This window comes from Persicobacter sp. CCB-QB2 (assembly GCF_001274635.1).
Classification (GTDB): domain Bacteria; phylum Bacteroidota; class Bacteroidia; order Cytophagales; family Cyclobacteriaceae; genus Persicobacter; species Persicobacter diffluens.
Map to the genome: position 1 here is coordinate 2,567,427 of NZ_LBGV01000001.1, position 16,813 is coordinate 2,584,239.

General features: G+C 42.0%; 8 protein-coding genes. 1 reads left to right on the plus strand and 7 read right to left on the minus strand.

Translation table 11 applies throughout. From position 1 onward, the window contains the following. Positions 1-32: 32 nt before the first annotated feature. From NG22_RS11390 to NG22_RS11405, 4 genes are all read right to left on the minus strand, one after another. Positions 33-311, minus strand: a complete 279-nt coding sequence (locus tag NG22_RS11390) for a hypothetical protein (RefSeq protein ID WP_157601027.1) — start codon at positions 309-311, stop codon at positions 33-35. A gap of 287 nt (positions 312-598) precedes the next feature. Beyond that, the gene (locus NG22_RS11395; protein ID WP_072159065.1) at positions 599-4,216 is read right to left on the minus strand and encodes a M1 family aminopeptidase; all 3,618 of its coding nucleotides are present in this window, start codon (positions 4,214-4,216) and stop codon (positions 599-601) included. A 13-nt stretch (positions 4,217-4,229) separates the two neighbouring features. Continuing rightward, positions 4,230-5,114 (minus strand): ABC transporter ATP-binding protein, encoded by an 885-nt coding sequence (locus tag NG22_RS11400; RefSeq protein WP_053405845.1) that lies wholly within the window; start codon positions 5,112-5,114, stop codon positions 4,230-4,232. Positions 5,115-5,605: 491 nt separating this feature from the next. Then, on the minus strand, positions 5,606-6,100 hold the full coding sequence (locus NG22_RS11405; protein WP_157601029.1) for a hypothetical protein: 495 nt from the start codon (positions 6,098-6,100) through the stop codon (positions 5,606-5,608). Between the two features lie 808 nt (positions 6,101-6,908). On the opposite strand from NG22_RS11405, the gene NG22_RS11410 reads away from it, so the two are divergent. Beyond that, positions 6,909-10,355, plus strand: a complete 3,447-nt coding sequence (locus NG22_RS11410) for a DEAD/DEAH box helicase (protein ID WP_053405847.1) — start codon at positions 6,909-6,911, stop codon at positions 10,353-10,355. Positions 10,356-10,768: 413 nt separating this feature from the next. Here NG22_RS11410 and NG22_RS11415 read toward each other — a convergent pair whose 3' ends face one another. The 3 genes from NG22_RS11415 to NG22_RS11425 all read right to left on the minus strand — a co-directional run bounded on the left by NG22_RS11415 (position 10,769) and on the right by NG22_RS11425 (position 16,684). Beyond that, positions 10,769-11,863: a J domain-containing protein gene (locus NG22_RS11415; protein WP_216597622.1), complete on the minus strand. Its 1,095-nt coding sequence runs from the start codon at positions 11,861-11,863 to the stop codon at positions 10,769-10,771. Positions 11,864-12,577: 714 nt separating this feature from the next. Beyond that, positions 12,578-13,069 carry a GNAT family N-acetyltransferase gene (locus NG22_RS11420; protein ID WP_053405849.1) on the minus strand — a complete coding sequence of 164 codons (492 nt, stop codon included), beginning with the start codon at positions 13,067-13,069 and terminating at the stop codon, positions 12,578-12,580. Positions 13,070-13,192: 123 nt separating this feature from the next. Further along, positions 13,193-16,684 (minus strand): starch-binding protein, encoded by a 3,492-nt coding sequence (locus NG22_RS11425; protein WP_053405850.1) that lies wholly within the window; start codon positions 16,682-16,684, stop codon positions 13,193-13,195. Between the last annotated feature and the right edge of the window lie 129 nt (positions 16,685-16,813).

Here is a 16,813-nt window from a genome sequence, read left to right on the forward strand (position 1 = left end):
CACCAGGCCCTATTCTTCCTCCAATTACTCGCTTAATTTTCAACAGCCTCGAATCGAGCTAATCCGAAAACGGCAAAATCCTTTTGGCTTTTCTGTTTATAGACCACTCTTAAACGTCCCAAATCCATGCCATTATCTGATAACATTTCATATCTGATGACCTCCTCTCTTTGAATTTCCAACACCTTATATCGTCCAAAAGCATTCAATAGGATCAGATTCAAGGAATTTTCTGTGAGCTTTATTCCGACCACATAGGACAACTTCAGTCCAGAGAGGCTTACCAAGGTGGAGATTATATAGGCTTCCATTGAATAAGTGGCGTCCAGAAAGCGTTGGGAAAATAAGTAGAAAAGTCCAGTCAATAACAGGGGTAGGAAAAAGCACCTTTTCCAGAAATAGATCAGGAATTGATTTTTGATGTTAGGCGTCATAAGCATTCAATGATCAGTGCTAATGATATTTTATAAGTTATCATATTCACCAAAAAAATAAAATTTCCTATTCAAATAATTCCACCGTAGTCATTACCACAATCAAAAAAAAGAGTGGCTAAAATACATAACCACTCTTTTTAAAATGCATTCTATCCGTATGCTTAAATATCGTTTTCCACGATGAGATCAGCCTTCTCCTTGAGCTGATTCACCCTTTTGACATTATCATCCACCACCTTTTCAATCATGATCTGTCGAGGATCAACCGCTGCCTTTAAAGGCTGCTCATCCAATATCAGACGAACCTCGTTCTTTCCTTCCTTCACTTTTACCCGTTTTCTGAACGCCAGCTCCTTTTGCGCCTCATCGGCAAATACCCCCACATCAATCCAATCCTGCATCGGTACTTCCAGCTCATTACCTAAAGAATCCGCCTTGATCTTTTTGGCCGTGAAAGTCAAATCCAGTTGATACTGATCATCACCATATGGCTTTGCCTCTGCAGTTTCCATACGGAAATCATAAAGCGTAATTTCTTTTAACAGATCCGTTACTAAATACTGCAAGGAGTCCGGCGTATAATTTTCTAAATGTCTTAAAAAGTCCAGTGAGGTCGGATACGGAGGTTCCGCATAGCGAAATTCTGCCAGAAAATCCCGCAGGGCATTGTTAACCTGCTCTTCCCCCAAATAATCCTGCAGCGCATACAAAACCACAGAACCTTTACGGTAATGCAAATAGCCCTGATTCTCCACCTTATACAAAGGCAATTCCTTTTCTCTCTCCATAGACCTTCCCCCCAGGTAACGGTCCATATTGTATTTGAGGAATTCCTTCATTTCCATATCTGTGGAAGCTTGCTTCATCACCATTAATGCAGAATATTCCGCAAAGCTTTCGGTAAGCATTGTTCCTCCTTGCATAGGAGCAGAAACAAGCTGATGCGCCCACCACTGATGTGCCATTTCATGGGCTACCACTTCATTCACAAAATTATTCTCGCCTTCTTTTTCCAAATCGATGATGAATCCCATGGATTCGGAATAAGGCATCGTTCCGGGATAGGCCTGAGCATAATCTCCAAAGCGGGGAAATTCTATAATTCGAGCTTGTTTATGGGTATACGGACCGAAATTTTTACTGTAATAATCTAAAGAATTCTGAACAGCGGTAATCATACGGTCTACATTCTCTGGATGCTCTTCATTGTAGTAAATTTCGATATCAATACCATTCCATTTTTTACTACGCACCGCATAATCAGCAGAAATGAAAGCATTAAAACGCTGAGAAGAATGATCCACCTTATAATGATAATGATTTCGGCCATCCCTTTCTTCCTTAGCAATCAAACTTCCCGCAGCTATCGGAATCTGGTCCGCCGAAGTGGAAATGAAGGTTTCCATAGGAATCCAGTCGGATTGTCCATTGGTGAGGTAATTCTTGTTCCGCGTTTCGATATCATTTTGATCCAAAACTGCTGCCCGAAGTCGTTCCGGAAGTCCTTTCTCTTTCCGGGTATGGCGATCCTGCAATTCCTTTTGCGCATCATATCCAATGGTTGGTATAAACTGGAAATTCATGATAAAGGTCCCGTTTTTCAAAATGCCTCCATTCGACACACTATTCTCAAATCCCCTAGCCGCATAGGACGTGTTGATTTGAATTTTCATGCTGTCTCCCGGTGCCAAAGGCTGCTGTAAAGTATAAATACAGAAACCATTTTCATCCATAAAGGATAACTCAGCATGAGGAATATTGAATACCGGATGATACGATTTATCGAAAGTAAAAATCAAGCTATCTACCGGGGCTTCATGAGCATTATAAATCGTCCAGTCTACCTTCGCCTTCATCGCTCGCTCATGGGGAAATAAATCTACATGATAAACAACATCTGAAATCTTGGGCTGAGGAAAACCGCGGTATTTGCTATATTCTTTTTCATAATTCACTGCCAATTCCTCCAGCTCGTCACTTGTTTTATAGGGGTTTAAAATTTGTGTATTATAATAGATCCATCCACCAACAAAAACCCAAATCACGAACAAAGAAGCGCCACCCATCATTACCCTAGCCGATAATTGTTTACTGGCAAAAATCATCCTCTGCTTAAATGTCTGCCCTACTTTATCCTGAAAGAATAAAGACGCTTTCCAAAGGATGATACCGGAGAGCAATAACCAAAATGCCGAAAACCAAATATTGGCTTCCAGAGAAGGACCGAAGCCACTTAGGTCTGAATACTTGACATAAGGCAGCCCGCCAATACTCAACATCTTACTTTCCACTTTCAAAATGGCCAGGATAATATCGGTACAAAAATAAAGCATCACCGTAATAAAATAAGCAAAATACTTATTGCTCATCATCACCTGAATAAAAATCGCAATCACCAACCAAATCACATTAGAAGCGAGCATATTGAAAATCAGACTTCCAAAATAAACGGAGGGCTTAATCAGGTAATAGCCGGAGATCAACTGATAGGCGATTGCCAGCAACACTAAAGTCGTGGCCAGTAAAACATACGTTCCCAATACAGCGGAAACCTTGGCCAATAGATTGACAAAATTCAATTTGGGGCTGGCCCCCATTACCTCATTTAGTCTGGCATCACGGTCCTTCCAAATTAATTCCCCGGAGTAAAAAATGGAAAATACAATTAACATTAAAGCCAACGAATTCTGAACCAAGCCTGCCATTTTATAAGTCACTGGAAAACTCTGCAATCCATAGTATTCAAAGCCCTGCAAAAGGTCCGCCACAAAGAGAGAGAGACTGAACAATACCATCACCTTAAATAAGGTGCTCTTCATCAGACTTTTAAAATCCATTTTAAACGTACTGATAAATTGCGAAATAGCATATCCTTTATAAAACTCCTGATGAAAAACCGGCATGCTCAATGCTTTTGCTGACGGGATCTTTTCCTCCTGTGTCTTTTTTGAGGATTTTTTACCGCTGGCCACCGTTTTAAAGCTGAAGAAATAATAGCTGATCAGCAGCACCAAAACACTGACTCCGGCCCACAAAAAGCGATTCAACACTAACCACTTTTCCAGTGGCACCCCGATGGCGTTTTTATCGGCAGGTGTGAAATAGCGGGTTGCATGGAAATAGGATCTCACCCCTAAAATATCGAATAAAGACGCCAGATTTTGATTCTCCAAATCAGACATCAAAGTACCGGCGACCAGATAAGCCACTAAAATCACAATAATTCCAATAAAGGAATACATGGTATTTTTGAACCGATGTGCGAGCGCATACACCACAGCGCCGGCCATTAGCATATTCGGAACCGCGAAAATCAAAAAGCCAGATGAAAAGGCAGCCCATGGCACCGGCCCCAGGCGGTCTGCATCTGTCCAACCAACTGCCGGCCCCATAAAGGTTCCGATGATCACCCCCAGGTAAATCCCCAATATCGGAATCACGGACAAACTCCAGGCGGCTAAAAATCGCCCCCAGTAGTAGGCCCCGCGATTGATGGGCTTGGAAAACAAAATTTCATGAAAGCCATTGTTATAATCCCTTAGTGCCGCATTATTGAAAAAAGCCGCCGCTACCACCAGTGCAAAAACACTGAGTACAAGGGTAAAAATCACCACCGTAGTGGGGCTGTTGCGGTATACATTTCCAATTCCACCACCGATCATCACCTTATCACTCATGACAGCAGTGGCGCTCAACAAAGCAAAAAGAGAAAAGAAGATGTACACCATCGGTCGCTTTACAGCCGACCGAAACTCTTGTTTAAAAAAAGTATAAAACATGATCTATTCGACTTTATAATGCGACCTCCTGTTCTAATAATTCAGCAAAAAAGGCGTCTTCCAAAGAAGCTGGAATCGACTTGAAGCCCGCTCCAGGATTTACCTCGGACAGCACATGCACCAAGGGCTTCCCGGCCACCATTTTATGAGAAATCAACTGATATTGAGATTCGTAAGCCTCCAATTCCTTCCGGTCAATTTGTTTCTGCCAAACCTGACCCTCCCATTTGCCCAAAGCCTCCTCCGGTGCACCATCAAAAACGATCCTCCCTTTATTCATAATGGCCATTTTGGTGCATAATTCTCGGACATCCTCTACAATGTGGGTGGATAAAATCACAATGACTTCCTCTCCCACATCCGCCAATAAATTATGGAATCGGTTACGCTCTCCAGGGTCCAGACCGGCAGTAGGCTCATCGACAATCAACAGCTTCGGACTACCAATCAATGCCTGGGCAATCCCGACTCTCTGTTTCATTCCACCGGAAAAACCCTTTACATACTTATCCTTGTGCTCATATAAATTAACCTTATTCAAAAGATAGTCTACCAACTCCTTTCGTTCCTTTTTATGGCCAATCCCCTTGAAAACGGCAATATGCATTAACAACTCCTGCGCGGTAACACGCGGATAAACCCCGAACTCCTGAGGTAAATACCCTAGCACCTGCTTCAATTCCTGCGGTTGTTCGAAAATGTTGATATCATCCAGCTTTGCACTGCCGGAATCGGCATCCTGAAGCGTTGCCAGGGTTCGCATTAAAGAAGACTTCCCTGCTCCGTTAGGTCCCAAAAGACCAAACATTCCGTTTTCAATCTCCAAAGAAACATTATCCAGGGCTTTTACCCCATTCGGGTAAACCTTGACCAGGTTTTCAATTTGTAATTTCGGCATAAGTATTAAAGGTTAAGTCCATAGCAGGTCAATTAGTACTTGCTATAAGATATATATAATTATAAATGTAAAAAATAGGACTTAACAATAGGCCAATTAGTACACTAACGGTAAACTCCTAGTGACTAACGGTCTACTTAACCCCAATTATTTAACGCGTGATTTCGTTGTCCAATCTTAACAACTTATTATCAGCTCATTAGGGTTGTATTTTCTGAATCTTTAATAACCCAAATTGGGTAAATGGGCTCTCTCCCCAATCATATGCATCATTTCAAAAAACTCGAAATAGGTACCTATTCCGTCATTTTTCCTGCCCTCAAGCTAAACGTGGATGTATGCTGATTAATCGAAGTTGAACAAAAAAGCCTGTCAGAATTCCCAACAGGCAGTGTTAAACTCAATTTTTTTGACAGCTTCCAGCACTAGAAAGGCACATCTTCCTATACTCATTTATAAGCTTGACTTTTATATATGCTTGAAAACGGTTTTTAATCTTCTTGTGGTTCCTCCTCAAGCTTTCCTACTAGTCCATCTTCTGTTTTACAACCATTATAATTTATCTGATAAATATAATTATTATAATCTTCTTTAAAGATTCCACTTTCCCGGACATCCGGCTTCCAGAAGGCTCCATTTATCCCATCAACAGCTATTCCCCAAGGCAATGGAATGCCATTGAGCAAACCAGTCCATCCTAATAAAGACCCAGTAAATGCCCAACCACGAAAAACTTTCCGGTGGTAGTTCACCATTTGAGCCTCACAGTCCTTTTCACTTATTTTCAGAGACAGCTTATCCGCATCCTTACGAGGTACCAGCACTGTGGCGTCTCCCATACCCCGAACGCTGCCCATATATTCAATTTTAGCATTAGGGTGATCAGGCACCACAATTCTAGCACGGTATTTCCCACCTCCAAACATTGTGGCACAACTAGAAAAAAATAAAGGAATCAAAAACAGTAGGTAAAGTAGTCTTTTCATGGCTTTAATAATTAAAAACATAAAATATATAATTACATAATAAAAACCAATGCTGCTATTAGGATTGGAACCAAATATGCAGGAAATCCACCTCACACTGACCTGTTACCATCGACTAAATAAATGAAATGATTGATGGCACATTTTTATACGGAAATTGGACATCACCCCCAAATTACTATTTAAGTATACTTTAGGTGAATATTACTTTTTTTATCCCCTCAATTTTCAAAAGTCTTTGAGAGAAATTCAAGTTTGTGCTGTGCCCCCAATTATTCACCGAAAAACCCCAACTCTTAACAAAATAAACTCTCTACTAAGGCATTACATCTGGATTTGCTGATTTTTAAAATATCCAAAATTTGGTTAAAATTGCTACCCCCTCATTCATCTGCTTCCTTGAAATAAAAAGAAATAGGTGACTATTCCTTCACTTTTCCGCTATGTAGCTAAAGGAGAATCAAAGCCAAAATAATTCGGCTTAACACGCTCTCATCATACTGATTTCGGATTTTTGCTCTACTTAGAGCATATTTAATACCGCACCATCCGACTACAAATTCGAATTATTGGAAGCGATTTTGAATTATTTCTCAACAATAGCGCTGCTATTCTCTAAGCATTCTGAAAACAAGATCATATTGAAAATACCTATGAATTTTCCCAGAAATACCCGCCTAATAATTCTTATGTCCAGCAAATATTGAGCAAAATCTAAAAGGATGCTTATTTTTGAATATTCATTAGGTATTAGAACTCCTTTCAATCATTCCTACATTGTAGGGTATAGATTTCTCTTTTAATAATCATGGCAAAAAGAACCATTTACGGCAAAACCCCTTGGGGAAAACAATGGCTTCAATCTCTTGAAGCAGTAGACTTTAGTAACCGACTTCCTCGAGGAAGGTCTTATGCTGGCCGTGGCATGGTAAAAGATATTCAAATTAATGGAAGGAAAATCCTGGCGAAGGTAGCTGGTTCTCGCCCGCGACCGTACAAAGTCGATATCGAAATCCCGCAAATTAGCCCAACGGTGGCGCAGCAAATCGATGATAAAATTAGGGAGGAAAAACTATGGCAGGTGGCTTTGGCCAATCAACAGTTTGCGCCAGAATTTTTGGAATGGCTGGGTACTATTAAAGGTGTTTTTCCTAAAAAATGGGATGACTGGAAGATGAATTGCAGTTGCCCGGACTGGGCCGTACCCTGCAAGCATTTGGCTTCTGTGATTTATGAATTATCCCAGGAAATAGATCGCAATCCATTATTACTATTTTCATTGATTGGCTATGAAACTCCGATCCAAATTAATGAGACGGATGATCAATACCATCATCAATGGACGGACTTTTGCCAGGAAGAAGAAAATACCATTGACCCACCTATAGCATTTAAACTGCATGAGATCAAAACCGAAGGAATTGGCCTGATCGATATGCTGGCCAGCACCCCTCCTTTTTATCACAAGGATTTCAAGAAAGAGTTAATCACCTTTTATAAATCTGTCAAAAAAATCCGCTTTATTGAAAAGGATAGAGAGGAGGAAAGGTCGGAATTATTCCAGGAGTTTAAGAAAAGGGGAAATATCTCGCTGGAACTATCTGAACAGGCTGAACTTACCGCCCTTGCCTATCAAATTGAGGACACCCATATCCTCATCAATGCAGATGACCAAGCGTTTATTGCTTTTTTGGACGAAATACATCCTGCTGATTTACCCGCATTTCATCCCAAAATTCAATGGCTGCAGAAAGCCTATATGCTGGCCAAGCATTTGGTGCAACTGCAATTGATCCGCCCGGCACTTTGGCAACAGCAGGGTGCATATTCAATACTTTGGGGCCCGATGCAAAGTGAGCCAACTGTTGAAGCTGCCCTTGAGGCCCTGACTCATGAATTACCCGCAGGGCTTATTGACCTGGAGCCGGAAAAATACCCACAACTTACCGCCAAGGGGAAACTTCATGCCTTAATGTGCTTCTTGGTGGAAGCGCTCATTCAGCCGGCCATGGAACAGGCTCCGGACACCGAAGACATTGATCGTTTATTCTTTCGAAAATCATCCTTTTCCTTTGACCGACTGGAACACCAGTCGATACCGGAGGCCATTGCACTTTGGCTCAGACCCTGGGAGGGTCTAAAGAAAACAGAGCATTACCTGCTTCAAATTGAAGACAAGGTGAACTGGCTGGAAATTTGCCTGAAAATCGCCCCCTTAAATCATCTGGAACTAGCTCAGCCACTCATTGAGGCTTTAAAGCTGGATTTGCCGATAAAGGTTTTACAAAATCTGGAATGGCTGCACCGTCGATGGGCTCCACTGGCTAAATTGTGGAAAGCCCCCTCCATTCAATTCGAAAATGATCCATTGGCGCTTCAGCAATTGTTGCTCGAAATCCTGCCTGAACTGGAGCGTCTCGGGATGGAATTACAACTGGATAAATCCCTTAGAACCATCATCCGCCCGCAACTTTCCATGCGTGTAGACAGTTCTTCCACGCGAATTCAATCCTTCTTCTCCATGGATGACTTGTTCTCCTTTAACTGGCAGATGGCATTAGGAGAGCAGTTAGTGGATCCGGAGGAATTTTTCCGACAGACCGAAAATATGCAGGGCATTGTCCGCCTTAAAGATCAGTATGTATTCATTCAGAGTAATGAAATAGAAAAGATTAAAAAGCGACTGGAAAAAATCAAAGCCCCTAAGCCTGTGGAGCTTTTACAAATTGCCCTGAGCGGAAAATTTGAAGGAGCGGCCATCGAACGAACGGAGAATCTGATAACGCTTATCGAAAATCTGAAAGCCCAGCAATCTTTGGACACGCCAGCACTTTTATTAGCGGAATTGCGCCCCTACCAGCTGGATGGTTATCATTGGTTATATAAAAATGCCAAACTTGGAATGGGCAGTATTTTGGCTGATGATATGGGATTGGGTAAAACTTTGCAAGCTATCACCTTCTTATTAAAATTAAAAGAAGAGCAAAATCTACATCAAAAACAACCTGCATTAATTGTACTCCCCACCGGGCTCTTAAGTAACTGGGCGCACGAATTACAGCGTTTTGCACCCTCCCTGAATTTTAGCATTTTCCATGGACAAGAGGCCATTGAGGGTGACTTTGACCTATTGCTCACCAGCTATGGTATGCTTAGGAATAAGACGCCGCTATTCAAAAAAATTAAATGGCAGGTGATGATCATTGATGAGGCCCAGGCGATCAAAAATAGTAATACAGCGCAAAGTAAAGCCGTCAGAAGTATTTCCGCTAAAATAAAAATTGCCCTGAGTGGAACACCGGTAGAAAACAGCTTAAGCGAATACTGGTCTATTATGGACTTTGCCAACAAAGGTTACCTGGGTGGGCTCACTGCTTTTAAAAAGAACTTTGTAAAGCCCATTGAGCTTAAGCAGGATCAGGATCAACTGGCTATTTTCCGGGAAATATCTGCGCCCTTTATCAAAAGGAGACTTAAGACAGACAAAAGCATCATCTCTGACCTACCGGATAAAATAGAGGAAAATAGATATATTAATCTAAGTCCCGAGCAAAGTAGCTTATACGAGGCGGTATTAGCCGAAAATATGGAAAAAGTCCGAAGCCTCTCGGGTATTGAAAGAAAAGGAATGGTATTAAATATGATTACCGCCTTAAAACAAATCTGTAACCACCCTGCGCAATACACCAAAAGTGGATCAAAAGAAAGCAAGCTTTCCGGTAAAGCAGAAGTGCTGTTGCCCCTGGTTCAGGAAGTAATTCAGCGAGGTGAAAAGATCATCATTTTCACGCAATACCGCACTGCCGGGGAATTGATGCAGCATTGGATTTCTGAACACCTTGGCCTGGATGCCAACTTCCTGCATGGTGGTTGTAGCCGAAAGGAACGAGACCATATGGTGGAGCAATTTCAGCAAAACCCGGATCACAAAATATTATTGCTCTCTCTGAAGGCTGCCGGCACCGGACTAAACTTAGTGGCCGCTTCTCATGTGATTCACTTTGACCTTTGGTGGAATCCAGCGGTAGAATCTCAGGCGACCGACCGTGCCTTCCGTATCGGTCAAAAGCAAAATGTGATGGTTCACCGCTTTATTGCCACCGGAACTTTTGAGGAAAAAATCAATGAGATGATCAATTCGAAAAAGGACCTTGCTGATAAAGTGATGGAAGGAAATACGCAGAAATGGCTTGGAGAAATGTCTGATCAGGAACTGGATGATTTCTTCAAACTCAACAAAAACCTTACGGTCTAAATTATTATCAGGAGTAGCTTCCTACTACTCCTGATGCTGACTCCTTTATTGCTTTGAGCGTGTTTAAAAGCACACCATCCGGCTGCGAATTCAAATTATTGGAAGCGATTTTGGATAATTTCTCAACAATAGCGATGCTATTCTCTCAAAATAATCCTGTATCGCTTCTGCAATACTTCAAATTTTCGCTGCGAATTTTGGCTTTTAAACACGCTCTTACTATTAACTCAGTAAATGAGCAATCTTGCAAGAATCACTATACTCAAAGAAAAATCACCTTTCAAACGCATTTTTCGTTGCCTTTACCCAACATCTTTACGACCAAACTACCTGAACACTATATATTTTATCCGAATTAAATATTTAATATAAAGCTAAATACTTACCTCTAAACAGATCTATTCCCGGAAAAATTACCAGGGTAAATCTTCGAAAGGCCACTCTTCGTCCTCCTCTTCTGCGCTCATAAATGCCTCAAATAGATCAAAAGGATTTGACCTCAGCCTAACCTCCTCATTTAATATTTCACAATGCTCCAACAAGGCCTTTCTGGTCTTCATCCTACTCACTTCAATCGCACACTCGGCTACAGCTTCCATATACTCCACCTTCATGTCCTTAATTTCTTTTTTTCCGGAGCGAAGACTTTCTAAAATGATTGATGAAATAGACTCATATCGAGGGTGATGACACATAGAATGAAGCTTTTGCTTTAATTCCTCAATCTGCTCTTTCAACACCTGATTATAAGCCTTTAATTGTTTATCTGTCAAATTTTCTAAATGGTCATTTTCGGCCATCAACCATTTCATTTCCAACCGCAGCAAAGAGGGTAAATCTTTGGTTTTATAGGCCTCGGTCACTTCTTTCATCAACTCCTCTTTTTCTAATCTATCAGCTTCTGAGCTGGCCGTATCCGGATGAAGCATTTTGGCCAAAGCGTGATAAATGGATTTAAGGGACCGTAACTTCTCTTTTTCTTCTTGCTGCGCCTCTAATTCCTTTTCAAGTTGACGCTTAGTTTTCTTTTTCGTCTTTTTCTTTGATCCTTCCTCCTGGATACGCCCCTCTATTTGAGCTTTAATTTTGGCTTCCATTTCGGCCATTTTTTCCGGTGATTCCATATCTTCCTTAGTCATCCCGGAAAAATCCATATCCACCCCAAACATATCAGACATCATCTGCTCCATTTCTCCAAGCATATCCTGTGTTTGCATCTCCATTTCCTCCTCAAAAGTATGGGGACTATGTCGGTTAAAAATGGCGATCAGCTCCTCATCCGGATCCTCCAGACTAGAAAAAATGACATTCAAACTAAATAAAGTAGCCTCATTAATCGTCTGCTTTTGCCCCTTATTATACTTAAAAGTTTGATAAATTTTATCCATCTTTTTTACCAACAAAATCTGCTGTTGGGTCAGCTCCTGTTTATGAGCATATACCTCCTTTTGAAAAAGGGCTAACAACTGTTCGAGTCGGTCCTCCTCCTTTGCTATTTTCTTATGCAAATTCTCGATTTGCTTCGTAAACCGATTAAATGCCCTTTGCTCCTTTGAGAGCGTTTCTTTGCTTTTGTTTACTTGAAGAGGTATTATTTTAGACATAACTATTTATTATTCAAATGATTAAAAGTCAAGAAAACTGACTCGCCGGAAAGATTTATAACAGCCACAAAATTACAAAGCCTTTTTGAGATTGAAAATAAAAAACGATTAACCTGTATTGGATAAGACTTCCGTCCGGATTTTTACCTTCAGTCCCTTCCACTCAGCCAGATTCTCAATGGCTTATCATACTTTTTCAACCCCAATCTTTTGAGTGCATAACGAGCCAAGGGCAATAGTGGCATAACTCAAATCTCATGATATAAAAGTGTAAGGAAGACCACAGAAGGAAGAATTTGTGAAATGGAAAATATAGCTACTCTCCTGTGATTATGCACTCATATACTTTGTATCTTATTTAAAACCTATAAGACTGAATATCAATCAAGTTGAGTCTGTTTTTCTGAGAAAGGATCGGACTAATCAGTATTCAATGTTTCAAATAGGATGGTAAACCCTGAAGTGGTTTTCGTGAAAGAAAATGTATAATGAATGAGTTTTGCAAAAATCCTTTTAAGTATTTTTATGTAAGGAAGTGAATTATTCTAGCGAAACTGGTGCCTGTTACTATTTTAATTTCGTCTTTTAAGCAGAATTACAGTACATGCTTAATGCGGCTTACTCCACCCCTACCACTTCACTCCTGCGCTCCATCAACACCACATCCCGCCAACGGCCCTCCATTTTCCCAACCCTTTCTCGAACACCTAACTTTCGAAAACCATATTTAAGGTGCAAGCGAATACTCCCCTCGTTTTCCGGAAATATCCCGGATTGCAATGTCCAAATATTGGCCATTTCAGAAGACTGAATCAAGGCCTTCATCAATTGGCTCCCGAACCCTCTCCCATGGTATTCCGGTGCAATATAAATGCTTACTTCTGTTACCCCTGCATAGACGCATCTGCTGGAAACCGGAGAAAGAGCGGCCCAACCCACCACTTTTCCTTCTTCTACCCCAACTAATCGACATTTCTCCAAATGACTGGCATTCCACTCCTCCAATTTTGGTGCCGTTTTTTGAAAAGTCGCATTACCAGTATCCATTCCCTGCTGGTAAATCCGTGCCACTTCTTCCCAATGTTCGGGCAACATTTCTATTATTTCCATTCTTATGCATTTTATAAATAATCAGCACCTAAATAAGAAATAAACAGGATTAACTCAAAATAAAAAAAGGCGAAAAGGAAAACTCCCTTCGCCTTTACTTTATTCATCCTATTTATTTATCGATTAATATTTCATCACCTTGATCAATCGCTGGCTGTCTGATGCCGGCAATCGAAGCAAATACATACCGGTAGGCAGGGCAAGCGATGTGGCAGCCTTACCACCAAAAAAGGTCAATGTTTTTTCCTTTAATAAACTTCCCTGCTGACTATACACCTGCAACAAATAACTTCCTTCCAGCCCCTGAACATGTAACTGAAGCTCATCACGGAAAGGGTTTGGATAAGCAAACACTTCCGGTTGCAGCCTAACAAACTCCCGGTTATTGGGAGCGCTCCCCCAGCCGTTATCATACCAAGACTCCTCACAGACATTTACCAGATCTTCGGTTTGCGCCCCTCCATTATCATTAAAAATAACATTCGCGCATTCCACTGCCTCCAAAGTATAAGACCACCAACCATTCCCCTCATCATCCATAGGAACACCCGGCCAGCTGGTGGTTAAGTTGGTTCCGGTGGTATTCCAATAGTAGAGATAAGGACGCTGCCAATTGTTGTTATTTTTATAATGAACAGTCAAACCTGTTGGAACATCAAAGGTAAACTGAGCTTCTGCAAGCTCAGAAATACCATTAGCGTTTACGGCAATGGCTTTTACGGTAGTGGCCGACGTTAATGTAAAAGCATTGGAATATACTGCTGAGGAGGTGGTCGGTGTACTACCATCAAGGGAGTAATAGATATCCGCCTGCTGATCAGAAGATAAAGTAACAGCAACACTACCGGATGGAAAATTACCCCCATTCGGTGCAATACGCACCAGCGGTACTTCCGGCAGGGGGCAATCACCCGGACAACTGTTGTACCATTGATTTTCAGAAAGAACATACCAGCCCTCCGTATTACGGAAGAGGTCATCGGTCTGATTGCTGCTACCATCATTAAACACAATGCCAACCTCCACACTTTCATCCACCAAATAAGCATACCATGCTGTACTTCCTTCCTGACTCATTGGAACACCCGGCCATGCCGGGAATCCTGCAAGTGCTGAATTGGCATTCTTATCAAACAGATAAACATATACCTGATTCCAATTATTCGTGTTTTTAAAATGAATATTAAAAGTATCCTCCGGTTCTTCTATAGTAATTGTATAGGTCTCATCCACCTGATTGGAATCTCCGGCACTATTCACCGCCACCGCTCTTAATCTGCTGCTGGCCGTAAGATTCAAACTACCCGAATATACCGGACTGCCACTACCTGGCTCACTTCCATCCAAGGTATAGTAAATAACGGCGGAAGCATCATCTGCCGATAAAGAAACGGTCACCGAATTAGCATACGTCCCTCCTACTGGGCTTATGGATAACACCGGTGGCTCATCCGGTTCAGGACAATCTCCCGGGCATTCATCATACCAGGTACTGTTACTGTAATCATACCATCCGGTCATATTCCGTTGCAGATCATCCGTCTGACTTCCTCCCGCATTACTGAAAATTACACCGAGATTAATGACCTGCTCCGTCTCCACCCTATACCAAGGGGTATTGGGTACAGCGGTCATACTTATTCCCGGCCAACTATCAAAACCGGAAATAGCAGCGTTCGCATCAAAGTTCCAGATATATAAAGAAGGATTACTCCAATTATCCGTATTTTTAAAATATATAGTAATTGGTTCCGGATCGCCAATCGTATATCGACCACTCCAAATATTTGAGGTATTTCCATCACCATCCACAGCCAAAGCCTTCAAAGTGGTATGCGCTACAATATTGATAGGAGCACTATAAACCGAAGAAGAGGTGGTTGGCGTGCTTCCATTGGTGGTATAATATATTTTCATACCATTAGGATTAGCCGTAGTCGTCGCACTTAAACTCACGCTCAGCGGATCAGCATACTGCCCAGGCGCGGGATTGGCGCTTACCAATACCTCTTCTCCCACTTCAAAAGGCTGCCCGATTAATAACATGCCATAAGAGGTTTGGAAAATAGCATTCCCACCACTCACCTTGGCCGTTGCTCCGGAAAAATAATCTTTCAATAACGTACCATCTCCCCAGGTTCCGCGAACATTCAGAGTATAAGGATTTGCATTCTCTTCAATGCCCATCACCACCATCGTCTTATCTCCGGAAGTGGAACGTCGGAAAATATAAGGCTGATCCGATAATTTCTCATGGCTACCCGCCCCCACAGAAAGATGTTCCCGGCGAAATCTCCCCAGCTTTTGCCAGTGGTTGAGCATATCCATATTGTACTTCGTATTGGCGATATCATTCCAATTCATAAAGGACCGATAGCCGGCATCCCCATAAGTTTGAGGAGAGAAAAAAGGACGAGCAGACTCATCTCCATAATAAATTTGCACGCCACCCGGCGCCAACATTAAGGTGGTTCCTGCATAAAAAAGATTATCCCGATTGTAAGGGGAGACATCATGGGAGGCGATATAACTTAATATATTAAATCCGGCATCATTATTCACGCTGTTAGCATAATCGGAAAAAATCTGATCCTGCGACTTACTGTCCAAATCAGTTTTAAAAGCGAAATTGATGATATTGTCAAAACCATTACTGAAATAATAATTCTTCCCATCATACACCGATTGCCCGAATACCTCACCCGTCATCCAGAAGTCCAGATCATCCGGCTTCTTGCCCGGATTATTTTGCTTCCATTCCCGTAAAGCCTGCACACACTGCTCCTTCAGCGCACGCCAAACATCCACCTCCACATGCTTGGCCGTATCCACACGAAAGCCATCAATTCCAAACTCTCGCACCCAATCCACCAGCCATTTAATCAGGTAATAACGTGGAACTCTTGGATAGCCTGTACGGTTAAAAAAATCGTTCAGGGAGGCCAATTCCTGATCTTTTATCCCTTCATATTCCCATTTCGACACTAACCATCCCGGCAAATCCACATAACCGGAAGTCAGATTCGTCCGCATATCTGGCAAGCCTGCCAGCGGACAATAAATGGTCGCATCTCCCCCTTCACAGTCGGAGCGCACCCAGCTTGAGGGCCAGCCAGCATCCTGCCCCGTGGGGTAACCACTATGGTTCAAGACAATGTCCATCACCACCCGAATACCATGATCATGGGCGGCATCCACAAACTGTCGAAATTCCTCTCTCGTCCCCATATTGGCATCCATTTGCCGCCAATCCTTGGTCCAGTAGCCATGATAAGCCCAGGCATTTTCCGCTCCAATTGATCCATGCATTTGCTCATAGGGAGCCGTGATCCAAATCGCACTCACGCCCAGCTCATCAAAATATCCCTCATTAATTTTTTGGGTAACCCCGGCAATATCACCTCCCTGCCAATCCAATTCTCCATTTTGACTATTCCGTTGGCGTCCATAGGAGTAATCATTTCCGGTGTTCCCATTATTAAAGCGGTCGGTCAGCATAAAATAAACTGTGGCATTGTCCCAGGAAAAAGGCAGGCTTCTCCCGGATTGGCCCATCACCTGCCCGGACAGCAATAGCACCAGCAGTAGACCAAATAGGTTGGTAAACTTTCTCATAGTAATTTAAATTGAGCTAAAGCAGAAGCACTATTGATGTACTGCTGCATGAAAAAAAATCAAACTGCAACAAGAAGCCTCAGCATACTGATAGAGAAAAATGAGTATTACATTTTCGCATTCAAATGA

Bases quoted from the DNA above. Each gene is read 5' to 3' on its own strand.
- NG22_RS11390 (WP_157601027.1), bottom strand. From the start codon at position 311: ATGGAAGCCTATATAATCTCCACCTTGGTAAGCCTCTCTGGACTGAAG.
- NG22_RS11395 (WP_072159065.1), bottom strand. From the start codon at position 4,216: ATGTTTTATACTTTTTTTAAACAAGAGTTTCGGTCGGCTGTAAAGCGA.
- NG22_RS11400 (WP_053405845.1), bottom strand. From the start codon at position 5,114: ATGCCGAAATTACAAATTGAAAACCTGGTCAAGGTTTACCCGAATGGG.
- NG22_RS11405 (WP_157601029.1), bottom strand. From the start codon at position 6,100: ATGAAAAGACTACTTTACCTACTGTTTTTGATTCCTTTATTTTTTTCT.
- NG22_RS11410 (WP_053405847.1), top strand. From the start codon at position 6,909: ATGGCAAAAAGAACCATTTACGGCAAAACCCCTTGGGGAAAACAATGG.
- NG22_RS11420 (WP_053405849.1), bottom strand. From the start codon at position 13,069: ATGGAAATAATAGAAATGTTGCCCGAACATTGGGAAGAAGTGGCACGG.
- NG22_RS11425 (WP_053405850.1), bottom strand. From the start codon at position 16,684: ATGAGAAAGTTTACCAACCTATTTGGTCTACTGCTGGTGCTATTGCTG.